We start from the raw sequence: 17905 nt of genomic DNA, 5'->3' as shown, positions 1-17905 counted from the left end.
AACATCAGCGGCGACGCCGCAAGCCAGCGCCGCGCGGTGGCATCGACATGATCGATGACCTTGAGGCTCACCGCGGGCGGTGCCTTCCCGAGGATGGCCTCGAGGCCCGCGATGCTGTCGATGTCGCTCATATGTCCTCCCGCCGGAAGCCGGTCGTGGCGCGACCGCCCAAGTTGTTGAGAATGATAATCAATAACTATGGTGGATCCGGTGTTTTGACAAGCCGTTTCGCAGGTACGAACCGCGGATCCCTTTGCGCGTCCGGTCGTTTCTGGATCGCTTTACTTTCCTTTCACGCGCGGCCGCTTATGATGGCGCCTGAGGGACCGCTCGCAACGCTGGAGCAGCCATGCCCTTGAACCGCGAGATGCAGCGACTGCGCGCCGAGCATGCGGCGCTGGTCACGCTGTCGCGGATCGTGCTGGACATGACCCAATCGCCCGACCCGGCGCCTTCGGCCGCACTTGCGTCGGCGCGGGGGCTGCTTCGCGAAACGCTGGTGCGGCACCTGAAATGCGAGGATTGGGCGCTCTATCCCCGGCTGCGCGCGGCTGACGATCCCGAACTCGTCCGGATCACGCGCGAATTCGAACGGGAAATGGGTGACCTTGCGGCGGATTTCGTCGCCTATGACGATCGATGGACGAGCGAAAGTGTCGCGGCCGGATGGCCGGACTTCTGCCGCGAAACGCGGATCATCTTCGATATGCTGGCGTTGCGGATCGAACGCGAGGAGCGCGAACTCTATCCGCTCGCCGACAATCTGCATGCTTCCGTCGCCGCCGCGATCAGGGACCGGTCGACGATTTCCGGCTGAGCGCGGCGTGCCCGGGCGAGCGCGGGCGAAACTGCCATCGATCGTTCTTCTTTCCGTCATCGCCGCGTCATGCCTTCGCCGCAGCGCAGCAATATCGCCTCCCTAAAGCCCCCGCGACCCCGGGCCATTTCGGCGCCGGGAAAAGGGGATTCGTCGATGACCTACCAGATCAGGAGCCGGCTGCGGGCCGGGGCCGCCTCGATCGCCGCGCTCGCTGTGCTCGCCGCGACGCCGGCCTTTGCCGAAGAAGCGGCGGCCGATGCGGCCGCGAGCGCCGATGTCGAGGAAATTGTCGTGCTTGGCCGCGGCCAGGCGCGGCAGGTGCAGGAACTGGGCGCCGCCGATATCGCGCTCGAAGTGTCGGGGATCAGTCCGCTCAAGGCCATCGACAAGCTGCCCGGCGTCAATTTCCAGGCGGCCGATCCGTTCGGCGCCTATGAATGGTCGGCGCGCATCTCGATCCGCGGCTTTTCGCAGAACCAGCTCGGCTTCACGCTCGACGGCGTCCCGCTTGGCGACATGAACTATGGCAACCATAACGGCCTGCACATCAGCCGCGCGATCATCAGCGAAAATGTCGGCCGGGTCGAAGTCGCGCAGGGCGCGGGCTCGCTGGGCGCGGCGTCGACGAGCAATCTCGGCGGCACGATCGAATTCTTCTCGCGCGAACCGGCTGAGGAGTTCGGGGTCGAGGCATCGGGTACCTATGGCAGCGACGAAACGAAGCGTGCCTTCATTCGCCTCGACAGCGGCGAGATCGTATCGGGCGGGCCGCGTCTTTCGCTCAGCTATGCCTGGCAGGATGCCGACAAGTGGAAGGGCGACGGTGCGCAGCGCCAGCATCAGGTCAATGCGCGCATCGTCCAGCCGGTCGGCGACGGCCAGTTCTTCGGCTTCGTCAACTATTCGGACCGCCGCGAGAATGATTATCAGGATCTCAGCGCCGACATGGTCGATCGCCTCGGCTATGACTGGGACAATTTCGCGAAAAACTGGGACCTCGCGGTCGATGTCGCCAAAATCTACCAGAATCAGCTCGCGCAAAATGGCGGGGCGCCGCTGCCTTATCCGATGGCCGGCCTCGTCTTCCCGGGGCCGGTCAAGACGGTCGACGATGCCTATTATGACGCCGCAGGCCTCCGCAAGGACTGGCTCGCCGGTGTCGGCGTCGAAGCGCCGCTGAACGAATATTGGACGCTGAAGGCGATGGGCTATTACCATGGCAATCAGGGCCGCGGGCTGTGGTTCACGCCCTATGTCACCACCCCCGGCGGCGCGCCGATGACGATCCGTACGACCGAATATGACGTCGAACGCTATGGCATCGTTGCCTCCAGCACGTTCAAACTCGGCGCCAACACGCTCGAACTCGGCATGTGGTACGAGGATAATGACTTCAATCAGGCGCGGCGTTTCTATGGCCTTGCCGACACAACGGGTGCGCCGAGCCGCGGCAGCCTGAAGTTCCCGAAGGACCCGCTCGCGACGCAGTGGGATTTCGATTTCAATACCCAGACGCTGCAATATCATGTGCAGGACACGCTCGACCTTGGTCAGTTGCAGATCAACGCCGGGTGGAAAGGGCTGCGCGTCACCAACCTCGCGACGCCGATCGTCAGCGGCGGGCTGGCCTCGGGCCGCACCGAGGCGAAGGACTGGTTCCTGCCGCAGGCGGGCCTGCTCTATCGCCTCAACGACGATAACGAGCTGTTCGCGAGCTATACCGAGAATATGCGCGCCTATGAATCATCGGCCACCGGCGGGCCATTCGCGACGACGCAAAAGGGTTTCGACGCGCTCGACCTGAAACCCGAAACCTCGACGACCTACGAGCTTGGTTTCCGGACCAAGTCGTCGCGTTTCCAGGCTGTGGTCGCGGGCTATTATGTCGACTTCAAGGACCGCATCATCGCTTTTGCCAACGGGGCGGGGATCGAAGGCAATCCGGCGATCCTCCAGAATGTCGGCGACGTCCGCTCGTGGGGCGTCGAGGCGGCGGGGACCTACCGTGTCACCCCCGAACTCTCGCTCTTCGCGTCCTACGCCTATAACAACTCCGAATATCGCGACGATGTCGTCGACACGAGCGGGGTGCAGCCGGTCGTGATTGCGGAAACCGCGGGCAAGACCGTCGTCAACTCGCCCAAGCATCTCGCCAAGGGCGAAATCACCTGGGACAATGGCACATTCTTCGCCCGCGTCGGCGCCAATTACACGTCGAAACGCTATTATTCCTATGAGAATGACGCCGAAGTCGGCGGCTTCGTGCTCGTCGATGCCAGCATCGGCTATCGCCTCAACGAACGCATTTCGATCCAGGCCAATGCGACGAACCTGTTCGACAAGGCCTATGTGTCGACGATCGGCACCAACGGCTTCGCCAACAGCGGCGACGCGCAGACGCTGCTGGCCGGCGCGCCGCAGCAGTTTTTCGTGACCTTGAAGGCCGGGTTCTGAAGCCGCCTTCCCGATTGACGATGATGGCGCGGTCCCGCTAGGGCCGCGCCATCATTTTTTGGGAAATATAGTCATGACCGATACGCCCCCCGACCGCATGTCGACCAATCCGCGCTCGCCGCATTTCGATATGGAAACCCTGCAGCGCGGCATCGGGATCCGCTTCAAGGGCAAGGAGCGCACCGACGTCGAGGAATATTCGATCTCCGAAGGCTGGATCCGTGTCGCCGCGGGCAAGTCGAAGGACCGTTTCGGCCAGGCGATGACGATCAAGCTCACGGGCGAGGTCGAAGCCTGGTTCGAGGATATCGCCGGCGAAGGCGACAAGGGCGAAGCGTCGGAAGACTGACGCGCCTTTTCCCCTCCCGCTCGCGGCAGGGGGCTATTCGATTCCCGCCATCTTGCGAAGCTGGGCGCGGACCAGCCGGCCCGACTCGGTAAGATCTTCCTCGCGCCATGTCCCGTCGTTTGCGGTGCCCGGCCGGAAAATGGCGCTTTTCTCGTCCTTGTCGGCGATCGACCAATTGGCATGGCTGATCCCGCGCGCCTCCATCCAATCCCACCAGATCTGAGCCTCGGCGGCGTCGATGCTCTCGTGGCCGCTCGCCTCTGTCGTGCCATATTCGGTGACGAACAGCGCGATGCCGCGGTCGAGCGCTGCGTCTGCCTTGTCGCGATACGCCTGCTTGTGGCTCGCGGCATAGAAATGCAGCGTATAGGCGAGGTTGGTGCCCGTAACGGGATCGGCGGCCGCCTCGTCGACGTCTTGGCTCCAGCTGCGCGTGCCGAGGACGACCAGATTGTCGGGATCGTGCGCGCGGATCGCGGCGACGACCCGCTCGTGATAGGGCTTGAGGACCGTTGTCCAGCCATGGTCGGGCAGTGGCTCGTTCCAGCTTTCGTAGATGATGTTGGGCCGGTCGCCATATTGGGCGGCGAGCTTTGCGAAATAGTCGGCGGCCTTGTCCGGATGCGGATGATGCGCGTGCCAGTCGACGATGACGTAGAGGCCGAGCTTCGTTGCCGCCTCGATCACCCGGTCGATCTTCGCGGCTTCGGTTTCGGGGTTTTCGAGATAGCCGCCATGCTCGACCGCGAGCGCGGCGCGGATGACGGTGATGCCCCAATCGTCGCGTAGCCGGCGCAGCGTCGCTTCATTATAATAGCGCGGGATCCACTGGCTCCAGAACAGGCTCATCCCGCGGAGCGTCACGGGCTTGCCATGGGCGCCCAGCAGCTTCGTGCCTTCGATGCGGAGCTGGCCGTGGCGCTCGACCGGCGTTTCGGCAAGTGCGGGGACCGTCGATCCGAGCAGAAGGGAGAGCGCGAAAAGGAGCCGCTTTGCGATGGCCATAAGATCCCCTGTGCCGGTCGGATCGTCGAGGCATATCGCGGCCGTGCCAAGTGGCAAGGCTATTGGTCAGGAATAGATATGATATTGGTCTGTCCGGCGTGCCGGCGCCGAAACTTACTGGCCGAGCGATGCGGCGACGGTTTCGAGCCCGTTGCCGGGCTTCCAGTCGTTCTGCGCCCAGACGGGCGCCTTGAAGCTGGGTGCCTTTGCCGGCTCGCCGTCCGAATAGATGAAGCCCTGAACGGGATTGGCGCGCAGGCCCAGATCGCCGATCGGCGCGTACCAGACGCGAACCATGCTCCAGTCGCCGGCGTCGCTCACGTCGACGACGCGGACGTTGCGCTCGATCTGGCCGCGGCGGCCGTTGATCGGCGACCAGTTGGCATGGTCAATCAGGATTTCGCGGTCGCTGACGACCTTCTTGACCACGGCGACATGGCCGAGCGGCATGCCGCGCGTGCCGGCGAAGGCCATGACCGCGCCCTTGCGGGGCTCTTCGCCGCGCTCGTAGGTACCGGCGGCCTGCGCCCACCAGGTTTTGGCATTGCCGCGGATTTCGACGCCCGATTCGGCGCGGGCAAAGGGGACGCACTGCAGATAATCGCGGGCCGCAGCCGGAACGCTCGCGATCAGGCCGGTGATGGTCATCACAGACGCGATGGCGGCTGCCAGATAACGACGATAGAGCATGGAATGCGACCCCCGAGGCTTGTCTTCAAGCGTTGGAGCGTCTTTGCTATGCCTTGGGCCGCCCACCAACCGCATAGCGACGAGTTGCGCCGTCGATGCGGTGGACGGGGGAACCTTTTGTTAAGGCGTTCAATTCGTCGTGTGAGGGCTTCGGCTTGTCGCCGCTGCGGCGCGAATCTACCGTTTCGCCGCGATCGTCAGGCGGCGACGGTCGCCACATCCTCCGGCCGGCGGAACAGTGTCAGTACGTCGCTCGCAGGCATCGGGCGTCCGTAATAATAGCCCTGAATATTGCTGCATCCGAAGCTGCGCAGCGTTTCGACCTCGAGCTCGGTTTCGGCCCCTTCGGCGGTCGTCGACATGCCGAGACTGTCGGCAAGCGCGACGACGGCGCGGATGATCGCGATCGATTCGATACTGCCCTTCGCCGCGCCGACGACGAAGCTGCGGTCGACCTTGATCGTCGAGAATTGCGTCTTGCGCAGATAGCCGAGCGACGAATAGCCGGTGCCGAAATCGTCGAGCGACAGGCGGATGCCGAGCCCGATGAGCTGGTCGAGCAGCTGCGCCGCGCCGCCGCCGTCGCGCAGGAAGACGCTTTCGGTCACTTCGATCTCGAGCCGCTGCGGCGAAAGCCCGCTCTGCGCCAGCGCCGAGACGACGACCGAGGCGAAGCTGGGGTCGGTGAGCTGGTCGGCCGAGACGTTGATCGCGACCTTGAGGTTAGACGGCCATTTCATCGCTTCGCGGCACGCGGTGCGCAGCACCCATTCGCCGATCGGCGAGATCAGCCGTGCATCTTCGGCGAGCGGGATGAAGCGCGCCGGCGACACGTTGCCGAGCTTCTGATTGTTCCAGCGAATGAGCGCCTCGAAACCGTTCAGCGTGCCATCGAGCGCGGTCACCACCGGCTGGTAATAAAGTTCGAACTCGCCGCGTTCGAGCGCGCCGCGCAGCTCCTGCTCCATCACGCGGCGTTCCTCGGCCTGCGCGTGGAGCGAGGCGACGTAGGCCGCGACGACATTGCCGCCCTTGTCCTTGGACTTGTAGAGCGCGAGGTCGGCGTTGCGCGTCAGCGTTTCGACCGTGTCGCCGTCCTGCGGTCCGATCGCGAAGCCGATGCTGGCGCCGACGAACAACTGGTGGTTGTCGACCACATAGGGGCGGCTGATTGTCGTGATGAGCCGCTGGGCGAGGTCTTCGGCGGCGTCGGCCGACGGGACATTGTGCAGCACCACGGCAAATTCGTCGCCGCCGAGGCGGCCGCAGGTCATGCCGCGTTCCATCAGCCCCTTCAGCCGCGCTGCGACCTGCGCGAGCAGTTTGTCGCCGACGGGGTGGCCGAGCGTATCGTTGACCGCCTTGAACCGGTCGAGATCGATCATCAGCAGCGCACAGCGCGACTTGGCATCGACCGCATGTGCCATCGCGCGCGACAGATCCTCGTTCAGGCTGAGACGATTGGGCAGGCCGGTGAGATTGTCGAAGCGCGCCATCTTGGCGATCTGTTCGGCGGTCGCGCGCTGTTCGGTCACGTCCGATCCGACGCCGCGGAAGCCGAGGAACTTGCCGGCTTCGTCGAGGCGCGGCGAGGCCGAGAGCTCCCACCAGCGCGGCGCCCCGCCGATCGTCACCGGGACGATCAGGTTCGAAAAGCTTTCGCGCCGTTTCATCCGCTCGGCCATGTCGTGCAGGCTTTTCGGGAACAGCCCGGTTTCCCAAGCGTCGCCCGAAAGCGCCTGGAGCAGGGGTATGCCTTCGAGCCCCTCGGCGGTTCCGCCGAGCGCAAAGGCAAGCCGCGGCGAAACATGGACAAGGCGGCGGCTGTTGTCGGTCTGCCACAGCCAGTCGGCCGAGGTTTCCTCGAACTCGCGCAGCAGCAGGCTTACGGTCTCGGTCTTTTCGTGCAGCACCTCCTCGGCGCGGCGGAAGCGGATATGGCTTTGCGCGAAGCGGACGCAGAAAGCGCCGAGCAGCAGGCCTGCAACCAGGGCGACGCCCGCGAGCTGCGGCGCACCGGCGCGGGCCAGCGCGATCGCCGCCGAGAGGGTGACGGGCCCGATGAACAGCACGCAGGCCAGCGGGACGCTGTGCGCGACGATCGAGAGCGTCACCATCATCAGCACCGCGATCGTCCACATCGAAAGGACATGGTCGAGCGTCGGCGACAGCCCTTGCAGCCAGAACGGCGATCCCCAGAGAACCGCCGAATAGAGCGCGTGACGCGTGCACATCCGGTATTCGGCCACGCCCGAAAGCTTGGGATCGCCGAGCGGCAGGTTACGGAATTTGCTGTACGACCAGACGCCGAAGAGCAGCCCGCAGGCGAGCCAGCCGCCGGCGATCGGCAGCGGGACGCTGAGGATCATGGTAAAGGCCGCGACGATCGCCATGCCCATGCCCATCACCAGGCGCAACGAGCCGCGGCCGCGGAGCGGCGCGAGCTGGAGCTGGCGGAGGTTGCCGATGTCCTGGTTTCGCGGGCCCAGCCCCAACAGGGTCCGCGCAGGAATGACTTCGGCAGCTATGGGGTCGGTCAGCAGGCTTTTCACCGGCCCTGTTTAGCGTGCGGGAGTTACCCGAAGGTAACTATCGGCCTGTTTCGACGCGAATTTCTGTCCCACCCGGGGACAATGAAGCGATCGGGCATAGCGGTGGCTTTGGGGTGGAGGGCTGCCGCTGCAACATTGCCCAAAGGTCAGTAAAGGTCAGCCTTGTGCGTCGTTCCATTTGACCCTGCCGGGTGCTGGAAGCGCCTGGCCCTGACCGTTTGCCCACACCGGCCGGCAACCGCTTTTGTCCACCCGATGAAAGAGCCGGGATGAAGGCTGGCATGGCCGGATAATGTAGGAAAGGCCTTTTTTCGAGCGTCTGATTTGGGGCGGGAGCTGACCCTTATGCATCCCGGCGAAAGCCGGGGTCCATGGCGTCAGAAGGCTGGCATTGCGCGATTACGCTCTGGGCCCCGGCTTTCGCCGGGGTGCACATCCCTATCGGCAGCTTCCGGTCGTTAGCGGACGCGCCGGCCTCTACGCCGCCATCGCGAAAGGCTGGATTTCGCCCGCCAGATATTGTGCGCGCGCCTTCGACCGGCTGAGCTTGCCCGAGCTGGTCCGCGGCAGCGTGCGCGGCGGGATCAGTTCGATCAGGCAGTTCATGCCGGTGATCGCGCGCACGCGCTCGCGGATCGTCTCGCGCAGCGCCAGCCGCTCGGCATCGTCGCTGGTGCGGCACTGGACCAGCACCGCGGGGGTTTCCTCGCCGCCCGGCGCGGTGATCGCGAAAGCGGCGATATCGCCCGATTTGAAGCCCGGGAGCTGCTCAACCGCCCATTCGATATCCTGCGGCCAGTGATTCTTGCCGTTGATGATGATCATGTCCTTGGCGCGGCCGACGATATAGATGTAACCGTCTGACAGATAACCCATATCACCGGTGTCGAGCCAGCCGTCCGCCATGCAGGCGGCGGTCGATTCGGGGTCGCGAAAATAGCCGGTCATCAGCGACGGGCCGGTGCACCAGACCTTGCCGACGGTCTGGTCGGGCAAGGCGTTGCCATTTTCGTCGCGGACCTCGATCACCATGTCGCGCGCGGCGCGGCCGCAGTTGACGATGGCGCGGTAGCGTGTCGGGCGACCCGAATCGTTCGCGGCACCCGACAGCTCGGTTTCCTCGACCAGTTCGACGACGATGCCTTCGCCCGGCGGCATGATGCTGACCGCGAGCGTCGCTTCGGCAAGGCCATAGCTCGGCAGAAAGGCGCTCGCCTTGAAACCCGCATCGGCAAAGGCGTCGACGAAGCTCTGCATGACGTCGGGGCGGATCATGTCGGCGCCATTGCCCGCGACGCGCCAGCGCGACAGGTCGAAACGGTCGGCGACATGCGTCTGGCTCGACACGCGGCGCGCGCAGATGTCGTAGCCGAAGGTCGGCGAATAGCTGAGCGTCGTGCCGGTGTTGCGGCTGATCAGGTCGAGCCAGGCGAGCGGACGGCGCGCGAAATCCTCGGTCTTGAGATAATCGACCGACACCTGGTTCGCGACGGGCGAGAGCAGGCAGCCGACGAGGCCCATGTCGTGGTACCAGGGCAGCCACGAAATACAGCGATCGCTGTCCTGAAGCTCCATGCCGTGGCTGTGCGCGGCGAGGTTGTTGAGCAGCGCGGCGTGGGTGACCGCAACGCCGTGCGGGAAGCGCGTCGATCCGCTGCTGTACTGAAGGTAGCAGGTCTCATCCGACTTCTGATCGGGGAGCGCGGTAACCGGCGCGGGGCTCTTTTCGAACTCGCTCCAGTCGACGGGTTTCACGCCTTCCTTTTCAGCCGCTTCGACCGCCATGGCGGCGATTTCGGGCGGGAAGAACAGCATCGTCGGGTCGCAGCTCGACAGCTGGACGACGAGCTGGCCGACATAGGAGTCGCGGCCGCCGAAGCTCGTCGGCAGCGGCAGCGGGACCGGCCAGGCCCCGGCATAGATGGTGCCGAAGAACAGCGCCGCGAATTCGGCGCCGGTTTCGGCGATCAGCGCGATGCGGTCGCCGGGCTTCACGCCCGCGGCGATCAGGCGATAGGCGGTTGCCAGCGCGTCGGCCTTGAGCTCGCTATACGGATAGGGGCGCACAAGCTTGCCGCGCGGATCGTGGAAATTGAGGCCGCGCGTGCCGGCGGCCGCATAGTCGAGCGCTTCGCCGACGGTGGCGAAGTCCGAAAAACGGCGCGGCTGGGCGCAGAGGGTCGGGGTCGACGTCAGTTCGTCGGCCTGTGTTTCAACGATATCGGTCATAGGGGTTGCGACATCCCGCGAAACGGGCCGCGCGGCAACAAGCATGTCATCTTTTGAAGCCATAGTACCGTGCGCGAGCCCTGTGTTGTTAGAACATTCGCCCATTTCCGGGCGTTATGGCCCGATATGGCGGTGTTGATCGTTCTCAATCGGGCCCGACTGTGGCACAAACATGGCATATGCCCAAGTCTCGCGCGCCATCCGACCGATCGAAAAGGCCTCTCGGGGCGGCCAAGCTTGACGAATTGGCGCTCGCCTATGTCGCCCGATTTGCGACGAGCCGGGCGAAACTCACGCGCTATTTGTCACGAAAAGTCCGCGAATCCGAATGGATAGACGAAATTGACGCCACGACGGCGTGCGAGGCGGTTGCCGACCGGATGGAACAGTTGCGTTACCTCGACGACCGCCAATATGCCGCGATGCGCGCGGGTGCGATGACACGGCGCGGGCTCGGCGTGCGGCGGGTCAAGGCGCAGCTTTATGTCGACGGAATAGCCGAGCAAGACAGCGGCGAGGCGATCGAGACGGCGAAGGGCGCCGCGGCGACGGCGGCCATCGGTTTCGCGCGGCGGCGGCGTTTCGGGCCTTTTGCCGCACGCGCGATCGACGATCCGAAGCAGCGCGAGCGGCAAATCGCCGCTTTTTTGCGCGCGGGGCACAGCATGACGGTCGCGCGCCGCATCCTCGCTGTCTCCCCGGGCGACGAAGCAGGGCTGGCGGCGCTGGACGATGAAGCGATGCTCGATTAGGTCCGGCGCGTCATCTCGGGATAGGAACTGCCGATGCGCGCCATTTTTACCGCCCTTGCCCTGTCGCTTATACTGCCGATGGCGGCGTGCAGCCCCAATCCGGATACGCCGGCCGAAAGCGCGACCGATCGGGCCGGGCAGGCCGAAAGCGGGGCGACGATCCCGCTGACGATCGAGGCGGGCGGCAAGACGCACCGGTTCAACGTCGAGGTGGCCCGTACCGATGCCGAGCAGGATCGCGGGCTGATGTTCCGCACCAGCCTGCCCGCCGACGGCGGCATGATCTTTCCGTTCAGCGAGCCGCGAATCGGCAGCTTCTGGATGAAGAATACGCTGATCCCGCTCGACATGATCTTCATTCGCGCCGACGGCAGCATCGACCGTATCGCCGAAAATACCATCCCCGAATCGCTCGAACCGGTGGTGAGCGGCGGCGAGGTTTCGGCGGTGCTCGAGCTCGCCGGCGGGACCGCGGCGCGGCTCGGTCTCGACGAGGAGGCGAAGGTCACGTGGAAAGATCGCTAGTACGGGCGAAAACTCGCTTGGAAACAGCCGCGCGACGCCGTTTGGCGCTTGCGAAGCGCGCTGCCTTGCCTGTAAACGCCACGCCATGAGCATCTTGGGCAAGATTTTCACCTGGTGGGACGGTGCGACCGTCGGCACGTTGCTGAACAGCTGGAGCACCGGCGAGAAGGTCGGCGAGGACAGCCTCGGCAACCGCTATTTCCGCGCAAAGAAGGGCGGCCGCCGCTGGGTGCTGTACAAGGGATCGAACGATGCGAGCCGCGTGCCGCCCGAATGGCACGGCTGGCTGCACGGCACCTTCGACGAATTGCCGGCCGATATCCTTCCGGCGCCGCGCGCGTGGGAAAAGGAAGCGTCGCCGAACCTGACCGGCAGCACGGGCGCGTATCGCCCCGCCGGCGCGCTCGAACGCGGCGGCCAACGCGCGGCCGCGACCGGCGACTATGAGGCCTGGCGGCCCGGCGCCGAGTGAACGCCGCGGTGTCCAGGCTAACCGCGACCGCCGGGCTGGCCATGCTCGCCGCGCTCTCGCTTGGCGCTTGCGACCGGACCCCGGCGACGAAGGCAGGCGGCACCGACAAGGCGCCGCAGATCGCCAAATCCGAACGCGTGGCGCAGGAAGTCGGCGGGATCGAGGGCGCAACCCCGATGGCCGAGCGCGTCGCGGTCATCGGCCTGCTCAACAAGCGTAACGGCCTCGTCCGCGACCTTGAGATGAAGCCCGGCGAATCGGCACGGATCGGCCGCGCGATCGTGCGGCTGCGCGCGTGCGAACAGACCGCGCCGTGGGAAGATCCGCCGGAGACGGGCGCCTTCGTGCAGCTGACGGTACAGGACCAGCGCGACGACAAATGGTACCGCGTCTTCTCGGGCTGGATTTTCCGCGAGCGGCCCGACCGCAACGTGATCCAGCACCCGATTTATGACGTGTTCGTCAAAAGTTGCGCGATGACATATCCGGGCGGCGAACCCGTCGCGCGTTCGGCGCCGAAATCGGGCGGCGCCGCCGCGCCGAATGCATCGAGAGCGCCCCAGTCGCCGGCCACGAACGGCGGCGAGGGAACTGCAGCGCCGGCACCCCCCGTTGTGCCGGCCCCGGCGCCCAAGGCAGCGCCGCCGTCACCCCCGGCCAGCACCGAATAGAGCCGCGCGAGATAGTCGGCCTGGCGGATTTCGATCGCGCCGAGGCTGGCGAGGTGCGGGGTGATGAACTGGCAGTCGAGCAATTTCCAGCCGCCCGCGACGAGCCGCGCGACGAGGTGCGCCAGCGCGACCTTCGACGCGTCGCGCGCGCGGCTGACCATCGATTCGCCGAAAAAGGCGCGACCGAGCGAGACGCCATAGAGGCCGCCTGCCAGTTCGCCATCCAGCCAGCATTCGACGCTGTGCGCATGGCCGATCTGGAACAGGCGGTCGTAACTCGCCTTGATCACGGGGTTGATCCACGTCGTCGGCCGGTCGTCGGCGGGTGCGGCACAGAGCGCGACCATATCGGCGAAGGCGGTGTCGGTAGTGACGCGGAAGCGGTCCGACACGATGACCTTTTTCAGGCTGTGCGACAGGTGAAAGCCGTCCAGCGGCAGGATCGCGCGCAGCCGGGGTTCGACCCAATGGACCGACGGGTCGTCCGCCCCGTCGGCCATCGGGAAAATGCCCTGCGCATAGGCGCTGAGCAACAGCGCCGGGTCGATGGAATCGAAGTGCTTCAGGACGCGGGCTTCACGAATTTCAGCGTCATGCGGTCCGATTCGCCGATCGCGATATATTTCGCGCGATCGGTCTCACCCTCGGTCAGGTTCGGTGGCAGCGTCCAGACGCCCTTGGGATAATCCTTCGTGTCCTTGGGATTGGCGTTGATCTCGCTCTCGCCCGCGAGCTTGAAGCCCGCGGCTTCGGCGAAGGCGACGATCGAGCTTTTCTTCATATAGCCCGACTTTTCTTCCTTCGCGCTGTCGTCATTCTCGTTCAACCGATGCTCGACGACGCCGAGCGTGCCGCCGGGTTTGAGCATCGCGAAAATCTGTTTGAAGGCGTTCGCGGTGTTGTCGGTACCGTCGAAGCGCCAATTATGGACGTTGCGGAAAGTCAACACGACATCGGCGCTGCCATCGGGGACCTTGGGGTTTGTCCCGGCATTGGGGAATTCGGCGAGCTTCACCGCGCCATAGACATCGGCATTTTCGGCCTGCTTGGCCTTGACGCGATTGAGCCCGCGCTCCCATGGCGCCGCGGCATAGAGCGTGCCGCCGCCAGCCTTGGCTAGCGGGGCGAGGATTTCGGTGTACCAGCCGCCGCCGGGCCAGAGCTCGACCACCGTATCGCCGGGTTTCACGCCGAAAAAGGCGAGCGTTTCGGCGGGGTGGCGATACGCGTCGCGCGCTAGATTGGCGGGAGTGCGGGTGGGGGCCGCGACCGCTGCGGCAACGGCGTCGTGGCCCTTGTGCGCCGCATGGCCGGCGTGGGCATCGTGCTGCATCGCGGCGGCGGGGACGGCGATCAGGGCGGCAGCACTTGCAACCAGTAAGAACGAACGCATATGGGGCACCTCTCTGCGCAGGGATTTGTCTCCTTGCGGAGACCGGGGGAAGGCCCTGTTTGCGAAGGGATGCGCGGCAATGCAAGTGTCCATGCTGTCGGTGGGGATCGGCGCCGCGATCCTGTTCGGCGTGGCCGAAGTCGCGAACTGGCGCCGCAACAACCGCCGCGATGTCGACAATGTCGGATTCATGCCCTGGCGCGGGATCGCGCTCGCGTCGGCCGCCGTCGCGCTGTTCGCGACGGCGTTCTGGCTCGGCGGCCGCTAAAGACTAGAGGCAGGCCTCGAGATAGGGCTGGTCGAAGCCGTACTGGCGGGCCTTTTCCAGCGTATAGGGGCGCAGGCCCATCGCGCGATATTCGCCGACGATCTTGCCGTCCTTGTCCTCGTCGAGATATTCGAACTTGAAGAGTTCCTGGGTGACGATGACGTCGCCTTCCATGCCGATCACCTCGGTGACGTTGGTGACGCGGCGCGAGCCGTCGCGCAGGCGCTTGATCTGGACGATCAGGTCGACCGAGTCGGCGATCTGCTTCGAAATCGCCTCCTTCGGGATCTTGATGTCGCCCATCAGCACCATGTTTTCCATACGGCCGAGGCATTCGCGCGGGCTATTGCTGTGGAGCGTACACATCGACCCGTCGTGACCCGTGTTCATCGCGGCGAGGAGGTCGAAACACTCCGCGCCGCGGACTTCGCCCATGATGATGCGGTCGGGACGCATACGCAGCGCGTTCTTGACGAGGTCGCCCATGTGGATCGCGCCATTGCCCTCGAGGTTCGCGGGGCGCGTTTCGAGCGGCAGCCAGTGCGGCTGTTGCAGGCGCAGTTCGGCGGCGTCCTCGATCGTCAGCACGCGCTCGCCGGGGTCGATCATCTTCGACAGCGCGTTGAGCATCGTCGTCTTGCCCGAACCCGTACCGCCCGAGATGACGATGTTGAAGCGGCTGGCGCCCGCGATCTTCAGCGCGGTGCACATCTTCTGGCTCATCGCGCCCCATTGGCAGAGCATGTCGAGCGTGATCGGCTTGGCCGAGAATTTACGGATCGAGATTGCGGTCCCGCGAAGCGAGAGCGGCGGGACGATCACGTTGACGCGGCTGCCGTCTTTGAGGCGGGCGTCAGCGAGCGGGGTGGTCTGGTCGACGCGGCGGCCGACGAGGTTGCAGATGCGCTGCGCGATCTGGAACAGATGCTGTTCGTCGCGGAACTGGATCGGTGCGATGACCAACTGGCCCTTGCGCTCGACATAGGTCTGGTACGGGCCGTTGACCATGATGTCGCTAATGTCGGGATCGGCGAGCAACTCCTCGAGCGGACCGAAACCGAGCAGTTCGTCGACGAGCACCTTTTCGAGCGCAAACTGCTCGCGGCGGTTCAGCGTGATGCGGAGCTCGGCGAGGACTTCGAGGATGATCGGGCGGAATTCCTCGGTCAGCTCATCTTTCGACAGCGTCGCCGCGGCCTCGGGGTCGACGCGTTCGAGCAGGCGCGGCAGCACCTGCTCCTTGATCTTGTGGACGCTGGCTTCGAAGCCCTGCGCCTTTTCGGGCTCCATCGCCTCGGCGGTCGACCGCTGGTTCAGCCGCTCCATCGCCTCTTCTTCGGGCGACAGGTTCGACGGCATCTGCGGGATGTCCACCGGCGTCTCGATCGCAGGGAACTGGGTGCCGCCAGGCACGCCGGGGCCAGTCTGCATCGGCTTCGCCACGCCAAAGGCGGGGCGGCCAGCGGTTCCGGGTCGGCGTCCGAATGCACTCATCCGTTTTATCCTGCTTTCCTGTCTCGAGAGCCTCGCCGCTTGTGCAGGCGAACCCCCATCCGACAGGGTGAATAAACCGGAAACTTTGACATTGTCCTAATGCACCCGCGACAAGCGGCGCGGACAAGAAAAAAGCCCGCATCCGAAGGGATGCGGGCTTTTGGATCCACCCGTGGACGGTGGGAAAATCAGCCGGCGATATGCTCGGCAAGGACGGTCAGGCCCGCCTCGTTAACCTCGGCAAAGCCGCCTTCGACCTCGATCACCTCGGGCGCGGCGCCCGCGGTGGCATAGATGGTCAGCGGGCCGTTGCGCAGCGTCGCCATGAACGGCGCATGGCCTTCGAGCACCGAGAAGTCGCCCTCGGTCCCTGGCACGGTGACCATATGGACGTCGGCGGTCCGCTCGAGGCGGGCGGGGGTGACGAGTTCGAACTTCAGAGCCATGATATGTCCTTAAACCCCTCCCGCATGGGGAGGGGTGTAGGTGTGTTACGCGTCTTCGGCGAGCTTCGCGGCCTTGGCGACCGCTTCGTCGATGCCGCCGACCATGTAGAAGGCCGCTTCGGGCAGATGGTCATATTCGCCATCGACCACCGCCTTGAACGACTTCACCGTGTCTTCGATCGCCACGAACTTGCCGGGGATGTTGGTGAAGACTTCAGCGACGTGGAACGGCTGCGACAGGAAGCGCTGGATTTTGCGCGCGCGGGCGACGACCAGCTTATCTTCTTCCGAAAGCTCGTCCATGCCCAAGATCGCGATAATGTCCTGAAGCGACTTGTACTTCTGGAGCGTTTCCTGAACCCGGCGAGCGGTTTCATAATGCTCCTGGCCGACGATCGCGGCGGTCAGCACGCGGCTCGTCGAATCGAGCGGATCGACCGCCGGATAGATGCCGAGTTCCGAAATCGCGCGGTTCAGCGTCGTCGTTGCGTCCAAGTGGGCGAACGAGGTTGCCGGCGCCGGGTCGGTCAAGTCATCCGCGGGAACGTAGATGGCCTGCACCGAGGTGATCGAGCCCTTGTTGGTCGAGGTGATGCGTTCCTGCAGCGCGCCCATGTCGGTCGACAGCGTCGGCTGGTAACCCACGGCCGACGGAATACGGCCGAGCAGCGCCGACACTTCCGAACCCGCCTGCGTGAAGCGGAAGATGTTGTCGACGAAGAAGAGCACGTCCTGGCCTTCCTGGTCGCGGAAATATTCGGCGATCGTCAGGCCCGAGAGCGCAACGCGGGCGCGGGCGCCCGGGGGTTCGTTCATCTGGCCGAACACGAGCGCAACCTTCGAACCTTCCGGGGTCGGGTTGCCGTCCTTGTCCTTGGCGATAACGCCGGCGTCGAGGAATTCGTGATAGAGATCGTTGCCTTCGCGGGTGCGTTCACCGACGCCCGCGAACACCGACGTACCACCATGGCCCTTGGCGATGTTGTTGATCAGTTCCTGGATGAGCACGGTCTTGCCGACGCCCGCGCCGCCGAACAGGCCGATCTTGCCGCCCTTTGCGTAGGGAGCGATCAGGTCGATGACCTTGATGCCGGTGACGAGGATGCTCGTTTCGGTGGACTGGTCGACAAATTCCGGAGCCTTGGCGTGGATCGGCGCGGTCGCGGTGGCGTTCACCGGGCCGCGTTCGTCGATCGGGTCGCCGATGACGTTGAGGATGCGGCCGAGCGTCTGCGGGCCGACCGGGACCGAGATCTGCGCGCCGGTGTCGACGACGGGCTGGCCGCGGGTCAGACCGTCGGTCGCGTCCATCGCGATCGTGCGGACGGTGTTCTCGCCGAGGTGCTGCGCGACTTCGAGGACAAGGCGGTTGCCGTTGTTGTCGGTTTCGAGCGCGTTCAGAATCGCGGGGAGCTGGCCGGTGAACTGGACGTCGACGACGGCGCCGATGACCTGTGCGATGCGGCCCGTGGCGGTGCCGGTGCTGGCGGCCTTGGGAGCGGCAGCCTTCTTGGGCGCAGCAGCCTTGGGCGCGGCGGCCTTCTTGGCAGGAGCCTTCTTTTCAGCGGGAGCGGTAGCCATTACTTTCTTCCTTGCTTGGATAGCTTACAGCGCTTCGGCGCCGGCAATGATTTCGATGAGTTCGGTGGTGATCGCCGCCTGACGCGTGCGGTTGTAAACGATGGTCAGCTTGTTGATCAGGTCGCCCGCGTTGCGCGTCGCATTGTCCATCGCGGTCATCGACGCGCCCTGTTCGGACGCGGCGTTTTCAAGGAGGCCCTTGAA

The 17905-nt window shown here is 65.0% G+C and carries 17 protein-coding genes and 1 pseudogene; 8 read left to right on the top strand and 10 right to left on the bottom strand.

Features of this window, described 5'->3' with window-relative positions; genetic code table 11:
- Positions 1 to 349 precede the first annotated feature (349 nt).
- From VGD20_RS04745 to VGD20_RS04735, 3 genes are all read left to right on the top strand, one after another.
- Entirely contained in the window at positions 350 to 817 is a 468-nt protein-coding gene (locus VGD20_RS04745; RefSeq protein ID WP_331133343.1) for a hemerythrin domain-containing protein, read from the top strand.
- Between the two features lie 156 nt (positions 818 to 973).
- Positions 974 to 3274 carry a TonB-dependent receptor gene (locus VGD20_RS04740; RefSeq protein ID WP_331133342.1) on the top strand — a complete coding sequence of 767 codons (2301 nt, stop codon included), beginning with the start codon at positions 974 to 976 and terminating at the stop codon, positions 3272 to 3274.
- A 73-nt stretch (positions 3275 to 3347) separates the two neighbouring features.
- On the top strand, positions 3348 to 3623 hold the full coding sequence (locus VGD20_RS04735) for a DUF3297 family protein (protein ID WP_331133341.1): 276 nt from the start codon (positions 3348 to 3350) through the stop codon (positions 3621 to 3623).
- Between the two features lie 33 nt (positions 3624 to 3656).
- Here the strand turns inward: VGD20_RS04735 and VGD20_RS04730 are convergent, their stop codons facing one another.
- The 4 genes from VGD20_RS04730 to VGD20_RS04715 all read right to left on the bottom strand — a co-directional run bounded on the left by VGD20_RS04730 (position 3657) and on the right by VGD20_RS04715 (position 10099).
- Positions 3657 to 4628 (bottom strand): glycoside hydrolase family 5 protein, encoded by a 972-nt coding sequence (locus tag VGD20_RS04730; RefSeq protein ID WP_331133340.1) that lies wholly within the window; start codon positions 4626 to 4628, stop codon positions 3657 to 3659.
- A gap of 114 nt (positions 4629 to 4742) precedes the next feature.
- Positions 4743 to 5318 carry a CHAP domain-containing protein gene (locus VGD20_RS04725; protein WP_331133339.1) on the bottom strand — a complete coding sequence of 192 codons (576 nt, stop codon included), beginning with the start codon at positions 5316 to 5318 and terminating at the stop codon, positions 4743 to 4745.
- 197 nt (positions 5319 to 5515) lie between these two features.
- Positions 5516 to 7870 carry a putative bifunctional diguanylate cyclase/phosphodiesterase gene (locus tag VGD20_RS04720; protein ID WP_331133338.1) on the bottom strand — a complete coding sequence of 785 codons (2355 nt, stop codon included), beginning with the start codon at positions 7868 to 7870 and terminating at the stop codon, positions 5516 to 5518.
- A 477-nt stretch (positions 7871 to 8347) separates the two neighbouring features.
- Positions 8348 to 10099 carry a fatty acyl-AMP ligase gene (locus tag VGD20_RS04715; RefSeq protein ID WP_331133337.1) on the bottom strand — a complete coding sequence of 584 codons (1752 nt, stop codon included), beginning with the start codon at positions 10097 to 10099 and terminating at the stop codon, positions 8348 to 8350.
- Positions 10100 to 10344: 245 nt separating this feature from the next.
- Between VGD20_RS04715 and VGD20_RS04710 the strand changes: the two genes are divergently transcribed.
- From VGD20_RS04710 to VGD20_RS21790, 4 genes and pseudogenes are all read left to right on the top strand, one after another.
- Positions 10345 to 10851: a regulatory protein RecX gene (locus VGD20_RS04710; protein WP_331133336.1), complete on the top strand. Its 507-nt coding sequence runs from the start codon at positions 10345 to 10347 to the stop codon at positions 10849 to 10851.
- A gap of 33 nt (positions 10852 to 10884) precedes the next feature.
- Positions 10885 to 11376 carry a DUF192 domain-containing protein gene (locus VGD20_RS04705; RefSeq protein WP_331133335.1) on the top strand — a complete coding sequence of 164 codons (492 nt, stop codon included), beginning with the start codon at positions 10885 to 10887 and terminating at the stop codon, positions 11374 to 11376.
- 85 nt (positions 11377 to 11461) lie between these two features.
- Positions 11462 to 11848 carry an NADH:ubiquinone oxidoreductase subunit NDUFA12 gene (locus VGD20_RS04700; RefSeq protein ID WP_331133334.1) on the top strand — a complete coding sequence of 129 codons (387 nt, stop codon included), beginning with the start codon at positions 11462 to 11464 and terminating at the stop codon, positions 11846 to 11848.
- Between the two features lie 41 nt (positions 11849 to 11889).
- Positions 11890 to 12261, top strand: a pseudogene (locus VGD20_RS21790) (DUF2155 domain-containing protein); the annotation flags it as partial.
- A 35-nt stretch (positions 12262 to 12296) separates the two neighbouring features.
- Here the strand turns inward: VGD20_RS21790 and aat are convergent.
- On the bottom strand, positions 12297 to 13085 hold the full coding sequence (gene aat, locus VGD20_RS04685; protein WP_331133344.1) for a leucyl/phenylalanyl-tRNA--protein transferase: 789 nt from the start codon (positions 13083 to 13085) through the stop codon (positions 12297 to 12299).
- Positions 13082 to 13912, bottom strand: coding sequence for a class I SAM-dependent methyltransferase (locus VGD20_RS04680; RefSeq protein WP_331133333.1), 831 nt, complete (start codon positions 13910 to 13912; stop codon positions 13082 to 13084). The genes aat and VGD20_RS04680 overlap by 4 nt, the downstream gene beginning before the upstream one ends.
- A gap of 79 nt (positions 13913 to 13991) precedes the next feature.
- Here VGD20_RS04680 and VGD20_RS04675 point away from each other — a divergent pair, with 79 nt between their 5' ends.
- Positions 13992 to 14180, top strand: coding sequence for a hypothetical protein (locus VGD20_RS04675; protein ID WP_331133332.1), 189 nt, complete (start codon positions 13992 to 13994; stop codon positions 14178 to 14180).
- Between the two features lie 3 nt (positions 14181 to 14183).
- On the opposite strand, the gene VGD20_RS04670 is transcribed toward VGD20_RS04675, so the two are convergent.
- From VGD20_RS04670 to VGD20_RS04655, 4 genes are all read right to left on the bottom strand, one after another.
- Positions 14184 to 15674 (bottom strand): CpaF family protein, encoded by a 1491-nt coding sequence (locus VGD20_RS04670; RefSeq protein ID WP_331133331.1) that lies wholly within the window; start codon positions 15672 to 15674, stop codon positions 14184 to 14186.
- Positions 15675 to 15862: 188 nt separating this feature from the next.
- Positions 15863 to 16120 carry an ATP synthase F1 subunit epsilon gene (locus VGD20_RS04665; protein ID WP_120217359.1) on the bottom strand — a complete coding sequence of 86 codons (258 nt, stop codon included), beginning with the start codon at positions 16118 to 16120 and terminating at the stop codon, positions 15863 to 15865.
- A gap of 45 nt (positions 16121 to 16165) precedes the next feature.
- Positions 16166 to 17701: a F0F1 ATP synthase subunit beta gene (atpD, locus tag VGD20_RS04660; RefSeq protein WP_225940784.1), complete on the bottom strand. Its 1536-nt coding sequence runs from the start codon at positions 17699 to 17701 to the stop codon at positions 16166 to 16168.
- A 24-nt stretch (positions 17702 to 17725) separates the two neighbouring features.
- Positions 17726 to 17905 (bottom strand): F0F1 ATP synthase subunit gamma (locus tag VGD20_RS04655; RefSeq protein ID WP_331133330.1); only part of this gene is annotated, 180 nt, incomplete at its 5' end.

The sequence above is a fragment of the Sphingopyxis sp. genome (assembly GCF_036402335.1).
Classification (GTDB): Bacteria; Pseudomonadota; Alphaproteobacteria; order Sphingomonadales; family Sphingomonadaceae; genus Sphingopyxis.
The sequence above is the reverse complement of the archived record's forward strand: the minus strand, read 5'-3'. Positions and strand labels throughout refer to the sequence as shown.

Excerpts from the sequence above, each read along its gene's own strand:
- VGD20_RS04745 (WP_331133343.1), top strand. The coding sequence starts at position 350 with ATGCCCTTGAACCGCGAGATGCAGCGACTGCGCGCCGAGCATGCGGCG.
- VGD20_RS04740 (WP_331133342.1), top strand. The coding sequence starts at position 974 with ATGACCTACCAGATCAGGAGCCGGCTGCGGGCCGGGGCCGCCTCGATC.
- VGD20_RS04735 (WP_331133341.1), top strand. The coding sequence starts at position 3,348 with ATGACCGATACGCCCCCCGACCGCATGTCGACCAATCCGCGCTCGCCG.
- VGD20_RS04730 (WP_331133340.1), bottom strand. The coding sequence starts at position 4,628 with ATGGCCATCGCAAAGCGGCTCCTTTTCGCGCTCTCCCTTCTGCTCGGA.
- VGD20_RS04725 (WP_331133339.1), bottom strand. The coding sequence starts at position 5,318 with ATGCTCTATCGTCGTTATCTGGCAGCCGCCATCGCGTCTGTGATGACC.
- VGD20_RS04715 (WP_331133337.1), bottom strand. The coding sequence starts at position 10,099 with ATGACCGATATCGTTGAAACACAGGCCGACGAACTGACGTCGACCCCG.
- VGD20_RS04705 (WP_331133335.1), top strand. The coding sequence starts at position 10,885 with ATGCGCGCCATTTTTACCGCCCTTGCCCTGTCGCTTATACTGCCGATG.
- VGD20_RS04700 (WP_331133334.1), top strand. The coding sequence starts at position 11,462 with ATGAGCATCTTGGGCAAGATTTTCACCTGGTGGGACGGTGCGACCGTC.
- VGD20_RS04680 (WP_331133333.1), bottom strand. The coding sequence starts at position 13,912 with ATGCGTTCGTTCTTACTGGTTGCAAGTGCTGCCGCCCTGATCGCCGTC.
- VGD20_RS04675 (WP_331133332.1), top strand. The coding sequence starts at position 13,992 with ATGCAAGTGTCCATGCTGTCGGTGGGGATCGGCGCCGCGATCCTGTTC.
- VGD20_RS04670 (WP_331133331.1), bottom strand. The coding sequence starts at position 15,674 with ATGAGTGCATTCGGACGCCGACCCGGAACCGCTGGCCGCCCCGCCTTT.
- VGD20_RS04665 (WP_120217359.1), bottom strand. The coding sequence starts at position 16,120 with ATGGCTCTGAAGTTCGAACTCGTCACCCCCGCCCGCCTCGAGCGGACC.
- atpD (WP_225940784.1), bottom strand. The coding sequence starts at position 17,701 with ATGGCTACCGCTCCCGCTGAAAAGAAGGCTCCTGCCAAGAAGGCCGCC.